General features: G+C 59.4%; 18 protein-coding genes. 7 read left to right on the top strand and 11 right to left on the bottom strand.

Annotation, left to right across the window (positions count from 1 at the left end):
* Window positions 1-8 precede the first annotated feature (8 nt).
* Complete coding sequence (locus QCD60_RS05825; RefSeq protein WP_279783261.1) at window positions 9-488, top strand: carboxymuconolactone decarboxylase family protein; 480 nt, start codon at window positions 9-11, stop codon at window positions 486-488.
* A gap of 108 nt (window positions 489-596) precedes the next feature.
* Here QCD60_RS05825 and QCD60_RS05820 read toward each other — a convergent pair whose 3' ends face one another.
* Window positions 597-2,036 carry a PLP-dependent aminotransferase family protein gene (locus tag QCD60_RS05820; protein WP_279783259.1) on the bottom strand — a complete coding sequence of 480 codons (1,440 nt, stop codon included), beginning with the start codon at window positions 2,034-2,036 and terminating at the stop codon, window positions 597-599.
* Window positions 2,037-2,177: 141 nt separating this feature from the next.
* Between QCD60_RS05820 and QCD60_RS05815 the strand changes: the two genes are divergently transcribed.
* The 3 genes from QCD60_RS05815 to QCD60_RS05805 all read left to right on the top strand — a co-directional run bounded on the left by QCD60_RS05815 (window position 2,178) and on the right by QCD60_RS05805 (window position 4,151).
* On the top strand, window positions 2,178-2,681 hold the full coding sequence (locus QCD60_RS05815; RefSeq protein WP_279783257.1) for a GNAT family N-acetyltransferase: 504 nt from the start codon (window positions 2,178-2,180) through the stop codon (window positions 2,679-2,681).
* Window positions 2,678-3,277 (top strand): NAD(P)H-dependent oxidoreductase, encoded by a 600-nt coding sequence (locus tag QCD60_RS05810; RefSeq protein ID WP_279783255.1) that lies wholly within the window; start codon window positions 2,678-2,680, stop codon window positions 3,275-3,277. Before QCD60_RS05815 ends, QCD60_RS05810 begins: the two co-directional genes overlap by 4 nt.
* Before the next feature lie 322 nt (window positions 3,278-3,599).
* Window positions 3,600-4,151: an AAA family ATPase gene (locus QCD60_RS05805; protein ID WP_279783254.1), complete on the top strand. Its 552-nt coding sequence runs from the start codon at window positions 3,600-3,602 to the stop codon at window positions 4,149-4,151.
* A gap of 125 nt (window positions 4,152-4,276) precedes the next feature.
* Here QCD60_RS05805 and QCD60_RS05800 read toward each other — a convergent pair whose 3' ends face one another.
* From QCD60_RS05800 to QCD60_RS05770, 7 genes are all read right to left on the bottom strand, one after another.
* The gene (locus QCD60_RS05800) at window positions 4,277-4,675 is read right to left on the bottom strand and encodes a hypothetical protein (RefSeq protein ID WP_279783252.1); all 399 of its coding nucleotides are present in this window, start codon (window positions 4,673-4,675) and stop codon (window positions 4,277-4,279) included.
* A 104-nt stretch (window positions 4,676-4,779) separates the two neighbouring features.
* Window positions 4,780-5,202, bottom strand: coding sequence for a hypothetical protein (locus QCD60_RS05795; RefSeq protein WP_279783250.1), 423 nt, complete (start codon window positions 5,200-5,202; stop codon window positions 4,780-4,782).
* Window positions 5,203-5,306: 104 nt separating this feature from the next.
* The gene (locus tag QCD60_RS05790; RefSeq protein ID WP_279783248.1) at window positions 5,307-5,705 is read right to left on the bottom strand and encodes a hypothetical protein; all 399 of its coding nucleotides are present in this window, start codon (window positions 5,703-5,705) and stop codon (window positions 5,307-5,309) included.
* Window positions 5,706-5,718: 13 nt separating this feature from the next.
* Entirely contained in the window at window positions 5,719-6,426 is a 708-nt protein-coding gene (locus QCD60_RS05785) for a polymorphic toxin type 44 domain-containing protein (RefSeq protein WP_279783246.1), read from the bottom strand.
* Between the two features lie 158 nt (window positions 6,427-6,584).
* Complete coding sequence (locus QCD60_RS05780; protein WP_110189096.1) at window positions 6,585-7,940, bottom strand: TRAP transporter large permease subunit; 1,356 nt, start codon at window positions 7,938-7,940, stop codon at window positions 6,585-6,587.
* Window positions 7,930-8,550, bottom strand: a complete 621-nt coding sequence (locus QCD60_RS05775) for a TRAP transporter small permease subunit (protein ID WP_243410192.1) — start codon at window positions 8,548-8,550, stop codon at window positions 7,930-7,932. The genes QCD60_RS05780 and QCD60_RS05775 overlap by 11 nt, the downstream gene beginning before the upstream one ends.
* A complete protein-coding gene (locus tag QCD60_RS05770; RefSeq protein ID WP_279783242.1) occupies window positions 8,543-9,598 on the bottom strand; it encodes a TRAP transporter substrate-binding protein in 1,056 nt (351 codons plus the stop codon). Before QCD60_RS05770 ends, QCD60_RS05775 begins: the two co-directional genes overlap by 8 nt.
* 699 nt (window positions 9,599-10,297) lie before the next feature.
* Between QCD60_RS05770 and QCD60_RS05765 the strand changes: the two genes are divergently transcribed.
* Entirely contained in the window at window positions 10,298-11,269 is a 972-nt protein-coding gene (locus QCD60_RS05765) for a LysR family transcriptional regulator (RefSeq protein WP_279783240.1), read from the top strand.
* A gap of 48 nt (window positions 11,270-11,317) precedes the next feature.
* Here the strand turns inward: QCD60_RS05765 and QCD60_RS05760 are convergent, their stop codons facing one another.
* Entirely contained in the window at window positions 11,318-12,289 is a 972-nt protein-coding gene (locus tag QCD60_RS05760; RefSeq protein WP_279783238.1) for an AraC family transcriptional regulator, read from the bottom strand.
* Between the two features lie 245 nt (window positions 12,290-12,534).
* On the opposite strand from QCD60_RS05760, the gene QCD60_RS05755 reads away from it, so the two are divergent.
* Window positions 12,535-13,587, top strand: a complete 1,053-nt coding sequence (locus tag QCD60_RS05755; protein WP_279783236.1) for an NAD(P)-dependent alcohol dehydrogenase — start codon at window positions 12,535-12,537, stop codon at window positions 13,585-13,587.
* 249 nt (window positions 13,588-13,836) lie between these two features.
* Window positions 13,837-14,238, top strand: a complete 402-nt coding sequence (locus QCD60_RS05750) for a hypothetical protein (protein ID WP_279783234.1) — start codon at window positions 13,837-13,839, stop codon at window positions 14,236-14,238.
* A gap of 25 nt (window positions 14,239-14,263) precedes the next feature.
* Here QCD60_RS05750 and QCD60_RS05745 read toward each other — a convergent pair whose 3' ends face one another.
* Window positions 14,264-14,806, bottom strand: a complete 543-nt coding sequence (locus QCD60_RS05745) for a PaaI family thioesterase (protein ID WP_279783231.1) — start codon at window positions 14,804-14,806, stop codon at window positions 14,264-14,266.
* 61 nt (window positions 14,807-14,867) lie between these two features.
* Complete coding sequence (locus tag QCD60_RS05740; protein ID WP_279783229.1) at window positions 14,868-16,307, bottom strand: MFS transporter; 1,440 nt, start codon at window positions 16,305-16,307, stop codon at window positions 14,868-14,870.
* Window positions 16,308-16,332: the final 25 nt, after the last annotated feature.

Raw genomic sequence — 16,332 nt, 5'->3', positions numbered from 1 at the left:
GTTACACCATGAGCCAGCGCATTGATTACATTCAGGCCACTCCCGCACTGTTCAAAACCTATCTGGACGCCAACAACGCCGTCAAACAGCATCCTGCCATTCAGCAGCTGGGCGACCTGATCACCATCCGTGCCTCACAGCTGAACGGCTGCGGATTCTGCCTCGACATGCACGTCAAGGAAGCCAGGATTCACGGCGAGCGTGAGTTGCGTGTGCACCATATCGCCATCTGGCGCGAGTCGGCACTGTTCAGTGCCCGTGAGCGTGCCGCCCTGCTGTGGACGGAGGTGCTGACCCGCCTGCCGGAGCACGGTGTCGATGATGCCACCTATGCCATTGTGCGTGAGCAGCTGTCGGAAGAAGAGCTGTCTGCCATTACCTTCCTGATCGCCATCATCAACGGCTGGAACCGCATCAGCATTGGCTTCAAGGCCGTGCCGGGGTCAGCGGATGCGGCCTATGGGCTGGATAAGGCAGGTCTGGTGTAACGATACAGGCGCGTTCTGTACCCGGTGCGATGGCTGTTGACCAGGGCTGCTATCGCACCACTAAGATCACCGCGTTGCATGCCTTTACTGGTCCGGCTTAACAGCCTGTTAAAGCAGCGCCAGCAGGTGCCTGCCATAGGTCTCCGCCTGCTGCGCCGAGCTGATATTGGTAAAGCTCAGCAGCAGGGTGTCACTGACCGGCCCCTCCACCCTGAAGGTCGACAGCGGCTGGGCGCTGAGACCCTGTTCACGCATACGCTGGGCCAGCTCACGGTCATTGCAGCCCGGAATGCGTGCCAGCAAATGCATTCCTCCCGGCTGCGGAATAAAGTTCACCCGCTCACCCAGTGCCTGTTGCAGGCCTTGCAGGGTATGGCTGCGGCGTTCGCTGTAGAGCCTGCGCATGCGCTGGATATGGCGGGCGAAGTGGCCTTCCTCCATAAAGCTGCTGACGATGCTTTGCGTCATCATCGGCGCGTGGCCGGCGAAAATCTGACAGTTGCGGCGGAAGGCATCGGTCAGCGCCTCCGGCACCACCACATAAGCCAGTCGCAATGCCGGGAACAGCACCTTGCTGAAGGTGCCGAGGTAGAGCACCCGGCCATCGCGATCCAGGCTTTTCAGGGCCGGTAATGGCCGGCTGACATAGCGGTATTCGCCATCGTAATCATCCTCGATGATCCAGCTTTGCCGGGTGCTGGCCCAGTCCAGCAACTGCAGACGCCGGGCCAGTGACAGCGACACGCTGAGCGGGCTGTGATGGGCTGGCGTGACGATGGCGGCGCGGGCGTGAGCGGCCTGTTGCAGACCCTGCACTACATTCAACCCTTCCTCGTCTACCGCCACCGGAGCGAGTTGCAGCCCGATGCTTTTCAGTACGCCCCGAGAAGGCGGATAACCGGGGTTTTCCACCCACACCTGATCGCCTGCGCTGAGCAGGGTTTGCAGCACCAGCTGCAGGCTGTTGATGTAGCCGCTGGTGATGAAGATATTGGCGGCGGTGCACTGGATGCCGCGTGCCACCTGCAGGTAGGCGGCCAGCGCGGTGCGCAGGCTTTGCAGCCCTTCGGCGGCAGGGTAGACCAGCTCCATGGGCTGAATGGAGCGCAGATAGCGTGCGCCCAGCCGTGCCCAGATTTTCCGCGGGAAGGCATCCAGCGCCGGTACGCCGAGCTGGAACGGCATGATCTCCGGTGGGCGCGACCAGTTGTCTTCACTGAATAGCTGGGTGGCCGGAGGCGTGGCGGGCGTGCTGACGGTGGCGGGTTTGAGTACCTGAGAAATAAAGGTGCCTGCCTGTCCGCGTGACTGGATATAACCCTCGGCATTGAGCAGGCCATAGGCTTCTTCGATGGTGCCGCGGGCCACACCCTGTTCTTTTGCCAGTGCGCGGGCCGACGGAATGCGGTCACCGGGTTTCAGGGTGCCGTCGCTGATGGCATCACGGATACGTTCGTAGACTTGCCGGTAAAGTGGCCGTGAGTCGTTGCCCGACAGACTGATCAGGGTCTCTGTAGGGGTGCCTGCGGGGGGATGGTTATTGTTCATGGCCCAGTCCAAAACAGGTTTTATGGTACTTCTGCTATGTCACCGGCGAACTAGCATAGTCCACATCAGCCACCGCACAAGGACGGTGGCGGGAACACTGCATCACCTGCGCCCGTTATGCCGTTCAGAGGAGAGCCGAGTATGAGCCTGCACCCCTATATCGCCCCCGATTCCGCTGTGCTGGCGGAGGAGCCCACCCCTGCTGACTATCTGCTGCGTCATCTCAATTCCGAGTCGGAATGGCGTGCCAGCTTTGCCGTCATGCAGGAGTTACGGCCAATGCTGCACAGTGAGGAAGACTATCTGGCGCGCCTGCAACGCCAGCGTCAGCAGCACTATCAGCTGCTGGCCGTCTGGCAGCATGGCGAGATCATCGCCCTGGCCGGTTACCGGCTGCAGGAAAATCTGATCTATGGCCGCTTCCTGTATGTCGATGATCTGGTGGTGACCGGACGCTGCCGCGGCGGTCAGTGGGGCGCCAGACTGCTGCAGGAGCTGGAGGACATTGCCCGCTTCGAGCGTTGCGAAAAACTGGTGCTGGATACCGGTCTCAGCAACGCGCTGGCTCAGCGTTTTTACTTTCGTCAGGGGTTGCTTACCGGGGCTATCCGTTTCAGCAAAGTGTTGGGAGATACATCAGTATGAATATTCTTCGTATCCATAGCAGTGCCCGTGGCACGGAAGCTGCGAGCTACCAGCTGTCACAGCTGATCGTTGATCACTGGCTCAGTCAGCAGGGCGATACCGCGGTGGCTATCGATGATGTGCACGCTGACAGCCTGCCCCATCCCGACGCCCCCTACTCGGCAGCCCTGCGCGGTGGTGAGGACCCGGCGGAGGCTGATGGCTCGCTGCCCCTGTCGGATCAGCTGATCAGTCAGCTGCGTGCTGCCGATGCACTGATACTGGCCGCGCCGATGCACAACTTCACGGTGCCGTCTGCGCTCAAGGCCTGGATTGATCACGTGGTGCGTATACGCCACACCTTTGTGGCGACGGCGGAAGGGAAGGTCGGCACGCTCAGCGACCGCCCGGTGTATGTGGCCATTTCCACCGGCGGGCGGCTGCGCGGTGGCCGTCAGCCGGATTTTATGACGCCTTATCTCAAGGCGGTGCTGGAAGTGATCGGCCTGCATCAGGTGCAGTTCTTCTATGTGGAAAGCACCGCCATGCCTGATCCGCAGCTGCGTCAGGCTGCCTGGCAACAGGCAGTGGAGGAGGTAAAAGCACACTTTGCCTGAGCGGTGATAATGGTGCCGGTGCATGGCGTTCTCGCAGGTTGTTGAAAATCTATCTGCGTTGCCGAATACCGCGTCAAAAACAGGCTCACCGCCAAAGGCTGAGCGTGCTTTAGCGCGGCCCCGAAGGGGCGAGCAATGCGAGTCAAATGCTCATTGAGTTCACTACACTCCGCTTTTTCGCCTGTTGTTTGTGCCCTCGGGGTATTTCCTTGTCTCGGCGGCCTCGATGACGTTTTTCAACAGCCTGCCAGGCGGGCAGCCGATGGCCGGATAAAGTTGGGGCTATGCTCAGTAAAGGCACGCAACCTGTGGGGAGGGCGCTATGCAGCAGCAAAAGGAGACAGTGCAGCGGCAATTTGTGATTGTCTCGGGAGCGCCGGGGGCGGGGAAAACCACTCTGGCCGTACTGCTGGCAGCACAGCTGGGCTTTCCGCTGTTCTGCAAGGATTTCATCAAGGAGACGCTGACTGACGTGCTGGGTGACGCCGGGGGTGACCTTGCGGCTTCCCGTCGCCTTGGCGCTGCCGCCATGGAACTCCTGTGGACACTGGCCCGCAATGCTCCCTGTGTCGTGCTTGAGGCCAACTTCCGCCCTTACAGCGACTATGAACGGCGTCAGTTGCTGAGCCTGGCGGCGACGGTGGTGGAGGTGCACTGCGAGTGTGGCCGGGAGGAAACCCAGCGGCGCTTCAGTCTGCGGGCGGCGAGCGGTCAGCAGCATGGCGCCCATCCTCTTGCCGAGCGGACCGACGCCATGCTGGCGGAATATGACCGGCCTGTGGCGCTGGGCAAGGTCATCCGTATCGATACCCGCCTGCCGCTGGCGCTGGAACCGCTGGTCGAGGACGTCAGGGCGGCGCTGATCTCCTTCTGACGTCACCGAAACCCCACTGGCTGACGGCGTACTGGCAGAAGCGACAGAGAAAATACGGGTGGTCGTTATCGTCCTGAGGGAAAGCAATGAGTATCCATTCGCAGATACCCATTTAGTCGTCAGATTCAGTCAAACGAGCAGGGTAGCTTGCACGACTTCTCGGCAATCACTTTGCCATTCTGATCAATCTGGATATGGGTGCGGAACGCAGTGCCGGGAGGGTAATAGCGTTGGCCTCCCCAGCCTATGTTCTTCTTGGAGCCATCAGGGGTTGGAAATATAAAAAGGCTCACTTCGTTCCCGGTTGAGTCTTCAGGGTAAACCGTTGTGGTTTGCGTCTCGCCCGGTTCAATGTCGGTGAGCACGCTTTTGCCAGGACCGGACATAACTTCAACAGTCCGCAGTGGCACAGTCCCTTTGGGAGCCACAAACTCCACTTCTACATAGCACACAGGTCCCGGCGGCAAGTAGTACCACCAAACTGAGGCAAGAAGAGCAGCGCCAATTCCAATCAGATATTTCATGTGCGGTACGTCAGTGAGCCACTGTGCAGTGCTGGTGGCGTTCGTTTGAGTAGTGAAGGAAAGCAATGGGTATCCATTCGCAGATACCCATTTAGTCGTCAGATTCAGTCAAACGAGCAGGGTAGCTTGCACGACTTCTCGGCAATCACCTTGCCGTTCTGATCAATCTGGATATGGGTGCGGAACGCAGTGCCGGGAGGGTAATAGCGTTGACCCATCCATCCTTCCCAATCGTTGGGAGTGATAGCAGATAAGTCATCTGTGTTGATGAGGGAGCGGACAATAATCAGGCCAACCTGATTGTCGGATCCTTCAGCCGGGTAAAGACGGGCCGTCTTGGTTTCACCTGGCTGAATATTGCCTAGGCGCGTTTTATCTACTCCAGAGGTAATCGACACTTCATTGAGAGGAGGACTTCCCACAGGAGCAACAAACTCCACTTCTACATAACTTACCGGCCTGGCAGGGAAGTGATACCACCACAGTGCGGCAAGCAGTGCTGCGCCAATTCCAATCAGATATTTCATCTTCGGTACGTCAGTGAGCCACTGTGCAGTGCTGGTGGCGTTCGTTTTAGTCCTGAGGAAAAGAAATGGGTATCCATTCGCAGATACCCATTTAGTCGTCAGATTCAGTCAAACGAGCAGGGTAGCTTGCACGACTTCTCGGCAATCACTTTACCGTTCTGATCAATCTGGATATGAGTGCGGAAAGCAGTGCCGGGAGGGTAATAGCGTTGACCCACCCAACCGACTTGCGTTGGCTGCTGGTCCGCCCGGAGGTTGGCCCAGACATGAAGCTCATTGTCGGTTGCATCTTTGGGGTAAATCCGGGTCGACTGGGTCTCACCTGGAGAGATGTTACCCAGTGCACTTTTATCTCCCCCTGACGTTATCGAAACACTATAAAGAGGTACGTGATCATCAGGGGCAACAAACTCAACTTCTACATAGCTAACAGGGCCATCAGGGCTATAAGTAAACCAGATGTAGCCCAGCACCCCTACGATAATTCCCAGCACATATTTCATAGTCCACTCCTCCTCAAGGCTTTGGAGGGCTGTACTGCACAGCACTGTTAATGATGCTATCAACTAGCTCTTTGGCGGTCGGTCCAGCAGGGAATCTTGAGTACAGACTGATTCCAAGCTGGACGCAAATGCGATCATTCTCTCCATCAAAGTCACGCAGCTTGCCTGTATAGGGGGCGGAGCGGCGAGGTAGCTGTCGAGCGATGACGGTACTACCAATCTGTTCAAGACCTGCCCCATCGGACAACTGAGAGCGGGTAAATCCAGCCGCTGCGCCAATAAACCCATAGTGAATATTGGACCAAATGTCGTAGAAGTAACGACGATCCTTCCATGCATGATAGTGCTGAGCCTGCGGATCTCGCGGATGAAAACAGCGGCCAATAATGGGCTTGTGATCCCAGCTGCTGTCCTGTGCCACCTTTATGGTCCAGATCATCATGGCGGCCTCTCGGGCTGTCAGTCCTTTGGCCTTGTCTTTACCCCAGTCCAGTAACTCCCCTAAACCCCAGTTTTTCATTTCACGGGCATGATTGAGAAAGTAGTCAGCGGAATGGTTCAGGTGTTTCATCGCCCGCACGTCAGGAGAACGCAGGTTAGTGCTGATCTCTCTGGCCATGTATTCGGCGATGGGGGTGAGTTCGTCAAGGTAGGGCTGACCGGCAGGATTGCTGGTGACCGCGAGGCCATTGGGAGTAGGGCAGGAATTGGGATTACTCATCGTACGTTCCTTGTAGCAGTAAAGTGGCGCTGATCCATCGGCACCTTGAGGTGGGGCATCCTACCATAGTGAACTGCTGAGACCACCTGCCTGATCGGGCAGGATAACGCACAGCGCCCGCAGAGGGCGGGCGCTGGCAGGTTGGCGTCAGGCGGTTGCTAACCGCTGCCGGTCATACCCGGCAGCCACAGCACCAGTGAAGGGAACAGAATGCACAGAATCAGCCCCAGCACCTGCAACAGCACGAAGGGAATGATCGAGCGGTAGATCATGCCGATGCTGATTTCACCGTGGGTAATGCCCTTGAGGTAGAACAGCGCATAACCAAACGGCGGGGTGAGGAAGCTGGTCTGCAGATTGACCGCCACCAGCACCGCGAACCACACCAGAATGGCCTGACTGGACAGCCCCAGCCCGAAGTCCAGCTTGGCAATCACCGGCACCAGCAGCGGCAGCACCACAAAGCTGATTTCGATCCATTCGAGGAAGAAACCGAGGAAGAAGATCAGCCCCATCACCAGCAGCAACAGGCCATAAGGGCCGAGGCCGGTACCGGTGATCATTTCTTCGATCATGATGTCGCCACCGAGGCGCTTGAACACCACGCTGAAGCAGGTAGCGCCGACCACCACAAACAGAATCATGGCGCTGGTGCGGGAGGTGTCGCGCATGACATCGCGCAGCGTGCCGAGGTTGAGCGTGCGGGCAAACAGCGCCAGCAGCATCGAGCCTGCGGCACCGATGGCCGCGGCCTCGGTCGGCGTGGCAATGCCGGCCATGATCGAACCCAGTACGGCGGCGATCAGGATCACCGGGCCAAGCAGGTCACGAGCCAGTGCCGCCGCCAGCGGGGTGGTATCGACATCTTCGGCGTTTTCATCCGGCAGGGGCGCCCAGTCAGGCCGCAGCTTGCCGATGATGGTCAGATACAGCACATAGAGGGCACCGAGCAGCAGGCCTGGGACCAGTGCGGCCTTGAACAGCGCACCGACCGAAATCTGCATGATCGACCCCATCAGCACCAGCATGATTGACGGTGGAATCAGAATGCCGAGGGTGCCCGAGGCGGCGATGATGCCGCAGGCCACTTCCGGCTTATAGTTCTGTTTGAGCATCACCGGCAGTGCCAGCAGGCCCAGCATCACCACCGACGCGCCGATGATGCCGGTGCTGGCGGCCATGACGATACCCAGCAGCGCCACCGAAATCGCCAGCCCGCCGTGCACCCGGCCAAACAGCCGTTGCAGGGTCAGCAGCAGATTGCGCGCGACGCCGGACTTTTCCAGCATCAGCCCCATGAACACAAACAGCGGGATGGCGATCATCAGCCAGTTCTCGATCACTCCGCCGAAGATGCGCGACGATACGGTGCCGAGAAAGGCCAGATTGATGCCCCCGATAAAGGCAAAGACGATGCCCAGCCCGCCGAGCAGGAAGGCCACCGGGTAGCCGGTGAACAGGGTGACCAGCAGGGCAACCACCATCAGGATGGGCAGACCATACTCATCCAGCATGAGCTTTCTCCAGACGATCCGGGAACTGCGTGGGATCGAGCAAAAAGGCGATATTTTCCAGCACCTGTCCCAGCGCGTTGACGGCGAGGAACAGCAAGCCCAGTGGCAGTGCTGCCTTGATGATCCAGCGGTCGGTCAGGCCGCCATAGTTGGACTGCTCGTGGGAGACAAACGACATCTCGACGAAATGCCGTGACAGCCAGGCAATCAGCACACAGAAAGGCAGCAGGAAGATCAGGTGACCGAGCACGTCGATGATGGCGCGGTTGCGCTGACTCAGACCGTGATAGACCAGATCGACCCGCACATGGGTGTCATGGTGCAGAGCATAGGTGCCGCCCAGCAGAGTCAGCAGACCGAACAGATGCCACTGCATTTCGGTCACGCTGTTGATGGTGATGGCATCGCCCAGCAGCAGGACTTTGTCCTGCCACCGGGCAACTTCGTTGATTCCCAGCGCATTGAGCAGCACCGTGGTCAGTACCAGCAGTGCCACTCCGATGACCAGCCAGCTGGAAACCTTGCCAACCCACTCTCCCGAAGCCATCAGCGGCCGCGCCAGGGCAGTTAATGCCCTGGCGCTACTGGAGCGCCAGGTTGGTTCAGTCACGTGGCAACTCCTGCAGCTTGTACCACTGGTCGTTGAGGTCGACGTACTTCATCAGCGACTCGTAGGCTTCCTTGAAGCGAGGATTGGTTTTCTCTTCCTCGGCGCGCACCTCATCCCAGGTGGAGCGCAGTGCCTTCAGCACCGGATCGGGGAAGCGGCGGACTTCCACACCCTTGGCTTTCAGCTCGTCGATGATCTGTACCTGTTTCTCGGCGGCACCGGCCATGGACCACTGCAGGGTAGAGCGGCAGGCCGTTTCCATCTGGGCTTTGCGCTCGTCGCTGTATTTGTCCCAGACATCCTTGTTGACGATAAAGGAGAACCAGCTGGCCGACTGGTGCCAGCCGGGGAAGTAGTAGTACTTGGCGATCTCGTTGAAGCCCATGGCCTGATCCACCTGCGGGATGGAGAACTCGGTGGCATCGATACGGCCACGTTCCAGCGCCAGATAGATTTCATTGCCGGGGATCAGCTGGGTGGAAGCCCCCAGCTTGCTCAGTACCTTGGCACCCAGCCCGGAAATCCGCATGCGCAGACCCTTGAAGTCTTCCACGCTGTTGATTTCCTTGTTGTACCAGCCGCCGGTTTCCTGCGGAGAAATGAAGCAGGGCAGCACATGAACGTTGTACTGGTCATAGGCGGACTGCAGCAGCTTGGTGCCGTCGCCTGCCCACATCCACGACATGAAGGCATCCGGAGTGGGGCCAAAAGGCAGTGCACCGTAGAGGTTGGTGACCGGCACCGTACCTGCCCAGTAACCGATCCAGTCCCAGCCGGCATCGACCGCACCGGAGGATACCGAGTTGAACACTTCAAACGGCGGCACCAGATCACCGGGTTCGTGCACGCGCAGCTTCACCGCACCGCCGGTGGTGATGTCGATCTGCTCGGCCAGATGCTTGGCACCGGCACCGAGGAAGTTGGTGGTGGCGAAGGTACTGGCGACATCCATGGACTTCGGTCCATCGGCCTGCACGACCGTAGCCGCTATGGCCAGACTCAGCCCTGCGGCGAGAGGAAAGCCGTAGCGGATCGCACTGTATTTCATGTTCGTACTCCTTCCGTATTTATTTTTATGGTTCAAGGTTGCACTGACTTACTGCGTCATACCGATGCAGGTATGAACTCATCACTGTGATTGAAGGGTGTGAACACCCGACGGTCGTGATACGCCTGACACCGGTCCGTTGGGCCGGTGTGTATCGAAGCACTGTGGGAGGGGGCGCCGGTGAACAGGCGTGGCTGCGCTGTGGCACATGAGGGTCGTGCCGTTGCTCTTCACACCTTGAAACTGCCTTGCCTCGGGTAACAGTGCGCATCCTGCCTTGTGAGCCGGATACGTTGTCCTTCGATATCTAACTTCTGGTTGTCGTGTCGTGTTTTGGCGTAGCGTCGGTTTTTTGCGAGTACCCGGCTGGCGAGACTCTGTTTCTGAGAGCACACAACGGGCCATCTTTGGGCTCTGGGTTGTGTGACAGGGAGTTCCTGTGTCGGTTGGCAGGCTCCCGGGTACGGTTGATTTTTATTCTTATCTGACCGCTGTTTGTTTGCTTGTAGCCCTTTGGATAGTAGACAGGGGGGAGCTGAACGGGCAACCTGCAAAAATTCAAACCAAATATGCAAATTTGCACACATGTCGCGCCAGACTATGTCACGTAGGGCCTGCAGCGTATCCGGTCATGCCTGCACGGTGGCAGAGCGAATGGTGCACAGAGGGCAGATTGTCAGCTGGGTCTGAGGAGGGGGTATGTCCGATTGGGATGATTTGCGCATCTTTCTGGAAACCGCGCGCTGCAGCCGTCTGGTCGATGCCGCCCGCCGTCTTGGTCTTGATCATTCCACCGTTTCACGGCGTATCCGCCGCTTCGAGGAGCGGCTGTCGACCCAGTTGTTTGAGCGTGATGCCCAGGGCTACACCCTGTCTGTGGCGGGGGCCCAGCTGCTGGAGCGTGCCGAGCAGATGGAGCAGTTCGTCAATCAGGCGCTGGAGGAGGCTGGCGGGCAAAACCGCCAGCTGTACGGTAACGTACGGCTGGGTACGACCGAAGGTTTTGGCCACTTTGTCATCGCCCCGCAGCTGGCCCATTTCTGCCTGCAGTACCCGGCCATCAATGTCGATCTGATGCCCCTGCCACGTATCGTCAATCTCAACCGCAATGAGGCCGATCTGGCGATCTCGGTGGAGCGCCCGGAGCACGCCAGTCTGGTGGTGTCGAAGCTGTGTGATTACCGTCTCAGGCTGTATGCCAGCCGTGATTACCTGCAGCAGCATCCGCCCATTCGCAAGCGCCGCGATCTGGCCCGTCATACCCTGATCAGCTATGTCGAGGATCTGCTGTTTACCGATGAGCTGAATTACATGCGCTCGATCATTCCTGACAGTCTGCCGAGTTTTCGCAGTACCAGTGTGATCTCTCAGTACACCGCCGCCTGCGAGGGGCTGGGGGTGGCCATCCTGCCGTGCTTTCTGGCTTCACGGAATGAGCAGCTGCTGCCACTGCTTGAGCAGGACATTGATCTGGTGCGCAGCTTCTGGCTGACCGCCCCGGCAGACCGGCGGCGACTGGCACGGATCACCGTGCTGTGGGATTACCTCAAGCAGAGCATGGACGATAACCGCGCCTTTCTGATGGGCGAGTCACGGCAGATGCAGATGCCGCTGCCGGTTGTCGCCGAAGCGGGGGAGGCTGGCGTAACAGGTTCACGCGGTGCGGCCTGAACACCGGCCGATGATCAACTGAGCGCAGGCCATGGGCTGCTCCTGCGTTCAGGCGCCGACCCGTTCACTGCGGGGCGCCGCGCCAAAATAGCGTTTGTATTCCCGGCTGAACTGCGACGGGCTTTCATAGCCCACTTCCATGGCGGCGGTACTGACGTTGTTCTCCCCCTGCATGATCAGCTGGCGGGCCTTGAGCAGGCGGATACGCTTCAGGTACTGCAGCGGTGAACTGCAGGTGACGTTCTTGAAGTGAAGATGGAAGGTCGACAGGCTCATATTGGCCTCCCGCGCCAGCTGCTCGATTTCCAGCGGCTGGTTGTAGTGCCGGTGCAGATAGCTAAGCACATGCACGATGCGGGAGAAGTTGCCCTGCTGGCGTAACAGCTGCAGCAACGCCCCACTGCAGGGGCCGCGCAGCACTTCATACAGCACTTCACGCACCCGGGCACTGCCCAGCACTCTGGCTTCCAGCGGATCATTGAGGGTCTGTAACAGGCGCAGCACCGCCTGATGCATGGAGGCATTCATCGGCACCGAGGCCATCGGCTCCACATCCGCCTGCTCGGGGTGATGGCTGTAGCCCATCTGCGCTACCAGCTCCGACAGCATCACCGGGTCAATCAGCACCGCCAGCCCCATCATCGGCATCTGCGGCGAGGCAAAGGTTTCACACTCGAACGGCAGTGGCAGGGTCTGCACCAGATAGTTACCGGGGTCATAGTGATAGCGGTTTTCGCCGAGGTAACCGATCTTGCGCCCCTGCGCGACGATGAAAATGCCCGGCTCGTAGATCATCGGATTGCGCTGACAACCGTAGATCGAACTGACCACATGCACGCCGTCGACGGCGGTGGACTGAAAACCTTCCTGCCGGATCAGCGGTTGCAGCAGTTGCACCAGATCTTCCCGGCAGGCGGGGATATTCGCGCTCTCTGCGGTCAGGGTTTCTATCGCGGCGGTGGTGCCATCGGTTGGCGTGTTGAAGGGGCAATTGTCCAGGGGCTGGCGTGCAGTCGTCATCGATGGCCTCGTCCGGTTGTGCAGGGTAGGCGGAGATTCTGACTACTAATGGTACAAAAAGCAGCGTCTTTCCAGACAGGTTAGGAGAAATAGGCAAGTATCCCCGAGGATCTGACATGCGCTGTCAGCACCGCCCGCGGCATAGTAGCGTCCTCGCCCGATCCCCTTCGGGCGGAGGTTATTGAGGTGACTGATACCCGTCAGGTCGCTTCGCTCTCCCTGAACCAGACTGTAAGGTGCTGATTATGTTGAAAGTACTGGGATACGCGGCCGAGTCCGCCACAAGCCCTCTGAAACCCTTTACATTCGAGCGTCGGGACGCGCGGCCTGACGATGTCACCATTGAAATTCTCTACAGCGGTGTCTGCCATTCCGACATCCATCAGGCCCGTAACGAATGGGGCAATTCGGTGTTCCCGATGGTGCCCGGCCATGAAATTATCGGCCGCGTCAGTGCCGTCGGCAGTGATGTGCAGAAATACAAGGTCGGTGATCTGGTGGGGGTTGGCTGTATGGTCGAGTCCTGCCGGGTGTGTTCTTCCTGCAAGGCCGATCTGGAGCAGTACTGCGCCAAAGGCATGGCGCCGACCTACAACGGCTTCCATCTGCACAGCGACAACCTGCCCACCTACGGCGGTTACTCCAAAACCATCGTGGTGACTGAGCACTTCGTGGTGAAAATCCCCGATGCGCTGGACATCAAATCTGCAGCACCCATTCTCTGCGCCGGTATCACTACCTATTCCCCGCTCAAGCATTACGGTGTCAAAGCCGGTGACAAGGTCGGCATTATCGGTATGGGTGGTCTGGGCCATATGGGCGTCAAATACGCCAGGGCACTGGGTGCCGAAGTAACCATCTTCACCCGTTCCGCCAGCAAAGTGGCCGAGGCCAAAAAACAGGGAGCGGATCACGTGATCGTTTCCACCGATCCGGCACAGATGGAAGCCGCGTACGAGAGCTTCGACTTCATGCTCGACACCGTGCCCACCAAGCACGATTACAACCCCTATCTGGCCTGCCTGAAAGTTGATGGTACCCACATCATCGTCGGTCAGGTGGAGCCGCTGGATGAGCCCGCCATTCACAGCTTCCACCTGATCGGCAAACGCCGCAAACTGGTCGGCTCGATGATCGGCGGTATGAAGGAAACGCAGGAAGTGCTGGATTTCTCCGCTGAGCACGGCATCACCTGTGACGTGGAGATGATCCGCATGGATCAGATCAACGAAGCCTATGAACGCATGATCAAGGGTGATGTGAAGTATCGCTTTGTGATCGACATGGCCTCGCTGTAATCAGCATCCTCTGAGCACTACCCGCGCTCTGCCCGATGCCAGCCTGATGCAAATCAGGCTGGCGTTGTCGTTTCTGCCGTCAGGGCTTGCGGTGCTGCCTGCCGTGTTATTGAGTTGGCGCGACCTTTGCTGATCAAACCCTGATCACTCTGGTGACACCGCTGTACGCCGGGGTGTCGCCGTTCTGCTATTGCAGTTTGATGATGCAAGCGACAGGTAAACCTATATGAACTTAGTGAGGGAAGGGCGATGAGAAGCTGTACGTCCATTCTCGCCAGGGAATACTGGCTGGATGGCAGACGCCAGAACAACTGCAGCTGTCTGTTTCTGAGCTTCGATGACGGTTGCAGCTACAAGGTGTTCTTTGATGATGGCGATGACCGCTGGCGGCTGGTCGAGACCGTCACGCCGCAGGAACGCACCTTACAGGGGGAACAGGGGGTGCACTTTCCGCATCGGCAGTACTTGCCTGCCTATATGGAGGCGGGCTATCTGCAGCGCTACACAAGCGTTGATCACGGCCTGCTGCTGGGGTTCTCCAGCGGGCTGGAAATCAGCCTGAGTCACGATGCCGGGCGCGATGTGGAGACCATGCTGGTGATCCTGCCCGGTGGCAGAAACCGGCCAGCCCTGCAGGAGTGCTGTCTGTAATGATGCTGCACCTTGTGCATCTCTGTCAGACGGGCGGCATGTCCAGCGGCATGCAGATCGCCGTGGCATGGGCATACAGCCTGCCGCTTTCATCTTCCACACGGGCCTCGGCAGTGAGCAGGCGGCGGCCATCATGGATGACGCGGGCGCTGGCGCGTAACGGGCCCGTCCGGTATGACGCCGGGCGGACAATATGGGTGCTCAGCTCCACCGTGGTATAGCTTCGCGCGGGAGCCAGTGTACTTTGTACGGCGCAGCCCAGAGCCGAATCCAGCAGGGTGGCAAACCAGCCACCGTGAACCGTGCCGGCCGGGTTGTAATGCTGGGGCAGCGGAATGCCCTGAAACAGGGCGTAGCCGTCACCAGTCTCCAGCAGGGTCATGTTCATGGTGTCATTCATGGGCGGGTAGGGCAGCGTGCCCGCCATCATCCCTTCGAGAATCTCTCTTCCGCTTTTTCCCGCCAGCTGCTCCAGCGTGGCGATACCGGCTTTCCCGCCGCCGGCAAGTGCGCGCTGACAGGCCGCTTCGTGCTGCGCTATCCAGTCAGAATGGGGTGGGGTACTCATGGCATAGACTCCGTCATCAGCAGGTCAGGGTGGTCGCGCACTCAATAAACAGCGACAAAGGTCAGCTTATGGGTCTGGCTGCATCCGGCGGCGTTGTACTGGCGTTGCGGATAGTCGCTGGCGCGGTGCTGACCGGCAGGCAGAGCACTGCGGTGAGCAGCGCCAGTCCCATATGGCAAAGATAAATGGCGTCAAAGCTGGCGCGTTGCAGGCTGGCACTGCCCAGTATCAGCACCGTCAGCGCGACGCCAATGACGGAGCCGATCTGGCGGACTGCCTGATTGACGGCACCGCCGACGGCATAGTGCTCTGCGGGTAAGTGGCTGACTGCCGCCCCTGACAGCGAAGGCATAACCATGCCGATGCCGATACCGCTGAGCAGCATGCCCGGCAGCCATTGAGTCAGGTAGGCAGGTTCCACGCCGGGCACCAGATAGAACCAGAGCGCACTGCCAGCATAGATCAGGCAGCCCGCGAGCAGCAGCGGGCGATGACCATGACGGCTGGCTGCCCGGCCGGACAGCGCGGCGGCCGGAATGACCATCAGCGGGCCCGGTGCCATGGCAATGCCAGCCAGCGGTAAGGGATAGTTCCAGATTGCATTCATGTAGAAAAAGAACGCAAAGAACATCATCGCGAACGCAATGCCAAAGCTGAAGGTGGCCAGATTTACGTAGCGATAGGTGGGGTGACGGAACAGATTCAGATCCACCAGCGGCGCAGGAGCGACTCGCGCCCAGGCAATAAAACCCGCCAGTCCAAGCACGCCGGTAGCGGCAGAGGCCAGCAGCGCCTGACGCGACCATTGAGGGGAATCGGCCTGCACGACCGCCAGCGCCAGTGCCCCCACCCCGATAATCAGCAGGCCCATGCCTGCCACATCCAGCGGGCGTCGGCTGCTGAACTGCCGTGACTCCTGCAGCAGCGTCATGCCACGCCAGACAGAGAACAGACCCAGCGGGACGTTGAGATAGAACGCCCACTGCCAGCCCAGCGCGGCAATGGCGAATGAGCCCAGACTGGGGCCGACGGCGGCGGCCAGACCGCCAACGGCGCCCCACAGGCTGACGGCAATGGCGCGCCGCTCAGCCGGAAAGGCGCCCAGCACCAGTGACAGCGACGCCGGTGTCAGCAACGCCGCGCCCATAGCCTGCAGCACCCTTGCTGCCACCAGCCAGTGCACGGTGCCTGCCAGCCCGCAGGCCACGGAAGCGAGCAGAAACAGCACGACACCCGCGATAAAGACCTTCTTGCGTCCATGCCGGTCGGCCAGCCCGCCCGCCGGGACCAGCAGTGCGGCATAGACCACGGTGTAGGCATTCAGGACCCATGACAGGTCGGCAGCTGTCGCCTGCGGAAAACCGGCACGCAGGGCGCTGAAGGCGGCAAACAGCATGGTGCCGTCCATCGACACCAGAAATACCGCCACGCTGGCCACCCAGAACACCGGCCAGGGGGAGGCTATAGCGGGGGAGGCTTCGGTATGGTGCGCATGAGTCATAAATGCATTCCCGTTGATGGTGATT

The organism is Pokkaliibacter sp. MBI-7 (assembly GCF_029846635.1).
Taxonomy (GTDB): domain Bacteria; phylum Pseudomonadota; class Gammaproteobacteria; order Pseudomonadales; family Balneatricaceae; genus Pokkaliibacter.
This window is presented reverse-complemented; position numbering and strand designations above follow the sequence as displayed.

Excerpts from the sequence above, each read along its gene's own strand:
- QCD60_RS05825 (WP_279783261.1), top strand. The coding sequence starts at position 9 with ATGAGCCAGCGCATTGATTACATTCAGGCCACTCCCGCACTGTTCAAA.
- QCD60_RS05820 (WP_279783259.1), bottom strand. The coding sequence starts at position 2,036 with ATGAACAATAACCATCCCCCCGCAGGCACCCCTACAGAGACCCTGATC.
- QCD60_RS05815 (WP_279783257.1), top strand. The coding sequence starts at position 2,178 with ATGAGCCTGCACCCCTATATCGCCCCCGATTCCGCTGTGCTGGCGGAG.
- QCD60_RS05810 (WP_279783255.1), top strand. The coding sequence starts at position 2,678 with ATGAATATTCTTCGTATCCATAGCAGTGCCCGTGGCACGGAAGCTGCG.
- QCD60_RS05805 (WP_279783254.1), top strand. The coding sequence starts at position 3,600 with ATGCAGCAGCAAAAGGAGACAGTGCAGCGGCAATTTGTGATTGTCTCG.
- QCD60_RS05800 (WP_279783252.1), bottom strand. The coding sequence starts at position 4,675 with ATGAAATATCTGATTGGAATTGGCGCTGCTCTTCTTGCCTCAGTTTGG.
- QCD60_RS05795 (WP_279783250.1), bottom strand. The coding sequence starts at position 5,202 with ATGAAATATCTGATTGGAATTGGCGCAGCACTGCTTGCCGCACTGTGG.
- QCD60_RS05790 (WP_279783248.1), bottom strand. The coding sequence starts at position 5,705 with ATGAAATATGTGCTGGGAATTATCGTAGGGGTGCTGGGCTACATCTGG.
- QCD60_RS05785 (WP_279783246.1), bottom strand. The coding sequence starts at position 6,426 with ATGAGTAATCCCAATTCCTGCCCTACTCCCAATGGCCTCGCGGTCACC.
- QCD60_RS05780 (WP_110189096.1), bottom strand. The coding sequence starts at position 7,940 with ATGCTGGATGAGTATGGTCTGCCCATCCTGATGGTGGTTGCCCTGCTG.
- QCD60_RS05770 (WP_279783242.1), bottom strand. The coding sequence starts at position 9,598 with ATGAAATACAGTGCGATCCGCTACGGCTTTCCTCTCGCCGCAGGGCTG.
- QCD60_RS05765 (WP_279783240.1), top strand. The coding sequence starts at position 10,298 with ATGTCCGATTGGGATGATTTGCGCATCTTTCTGGAAACCGCGCGCTGC.
- QCD60_RS05760 (WP_279783238.1), bottom strand. The coding sequence starts at position 12,289 with ATGACGACTGCACGCCAGCCCCTGGACAATTGCCCCTTCAACACGCCA.
- QCD60_RS05755 (WP_279783236.1), top strand. The coding sequence starts at position 12,535 with ATGTTGAAAGTACTGGGATACGCGGCCGAGTCCGCCACAAGCCCTCTG.
- QCD60_RS05750 (WP_279783234.1), top strand. The coding sequence starts at position 13,837 with ATGAGAAGCTGTACGTCCATTCTCGCCAGGGAATACTGGCTGGATGGC.
- QCD60_RS05745 (WP_279783231.1), bottom strand. The coding sequence starts at position 14,806 with ATGAGTACCCCACCCCATTCTGACTGGATAGCGCAGCACGAAGCGGCC.
- QCD60_RS05740 (WP_279783229.1), bottom strand. The coding sequence starts at position 16,307 with ATGACTCATGCGCACCATACCGAAGCCTCCCCCGCTATAGCCTCCCCC.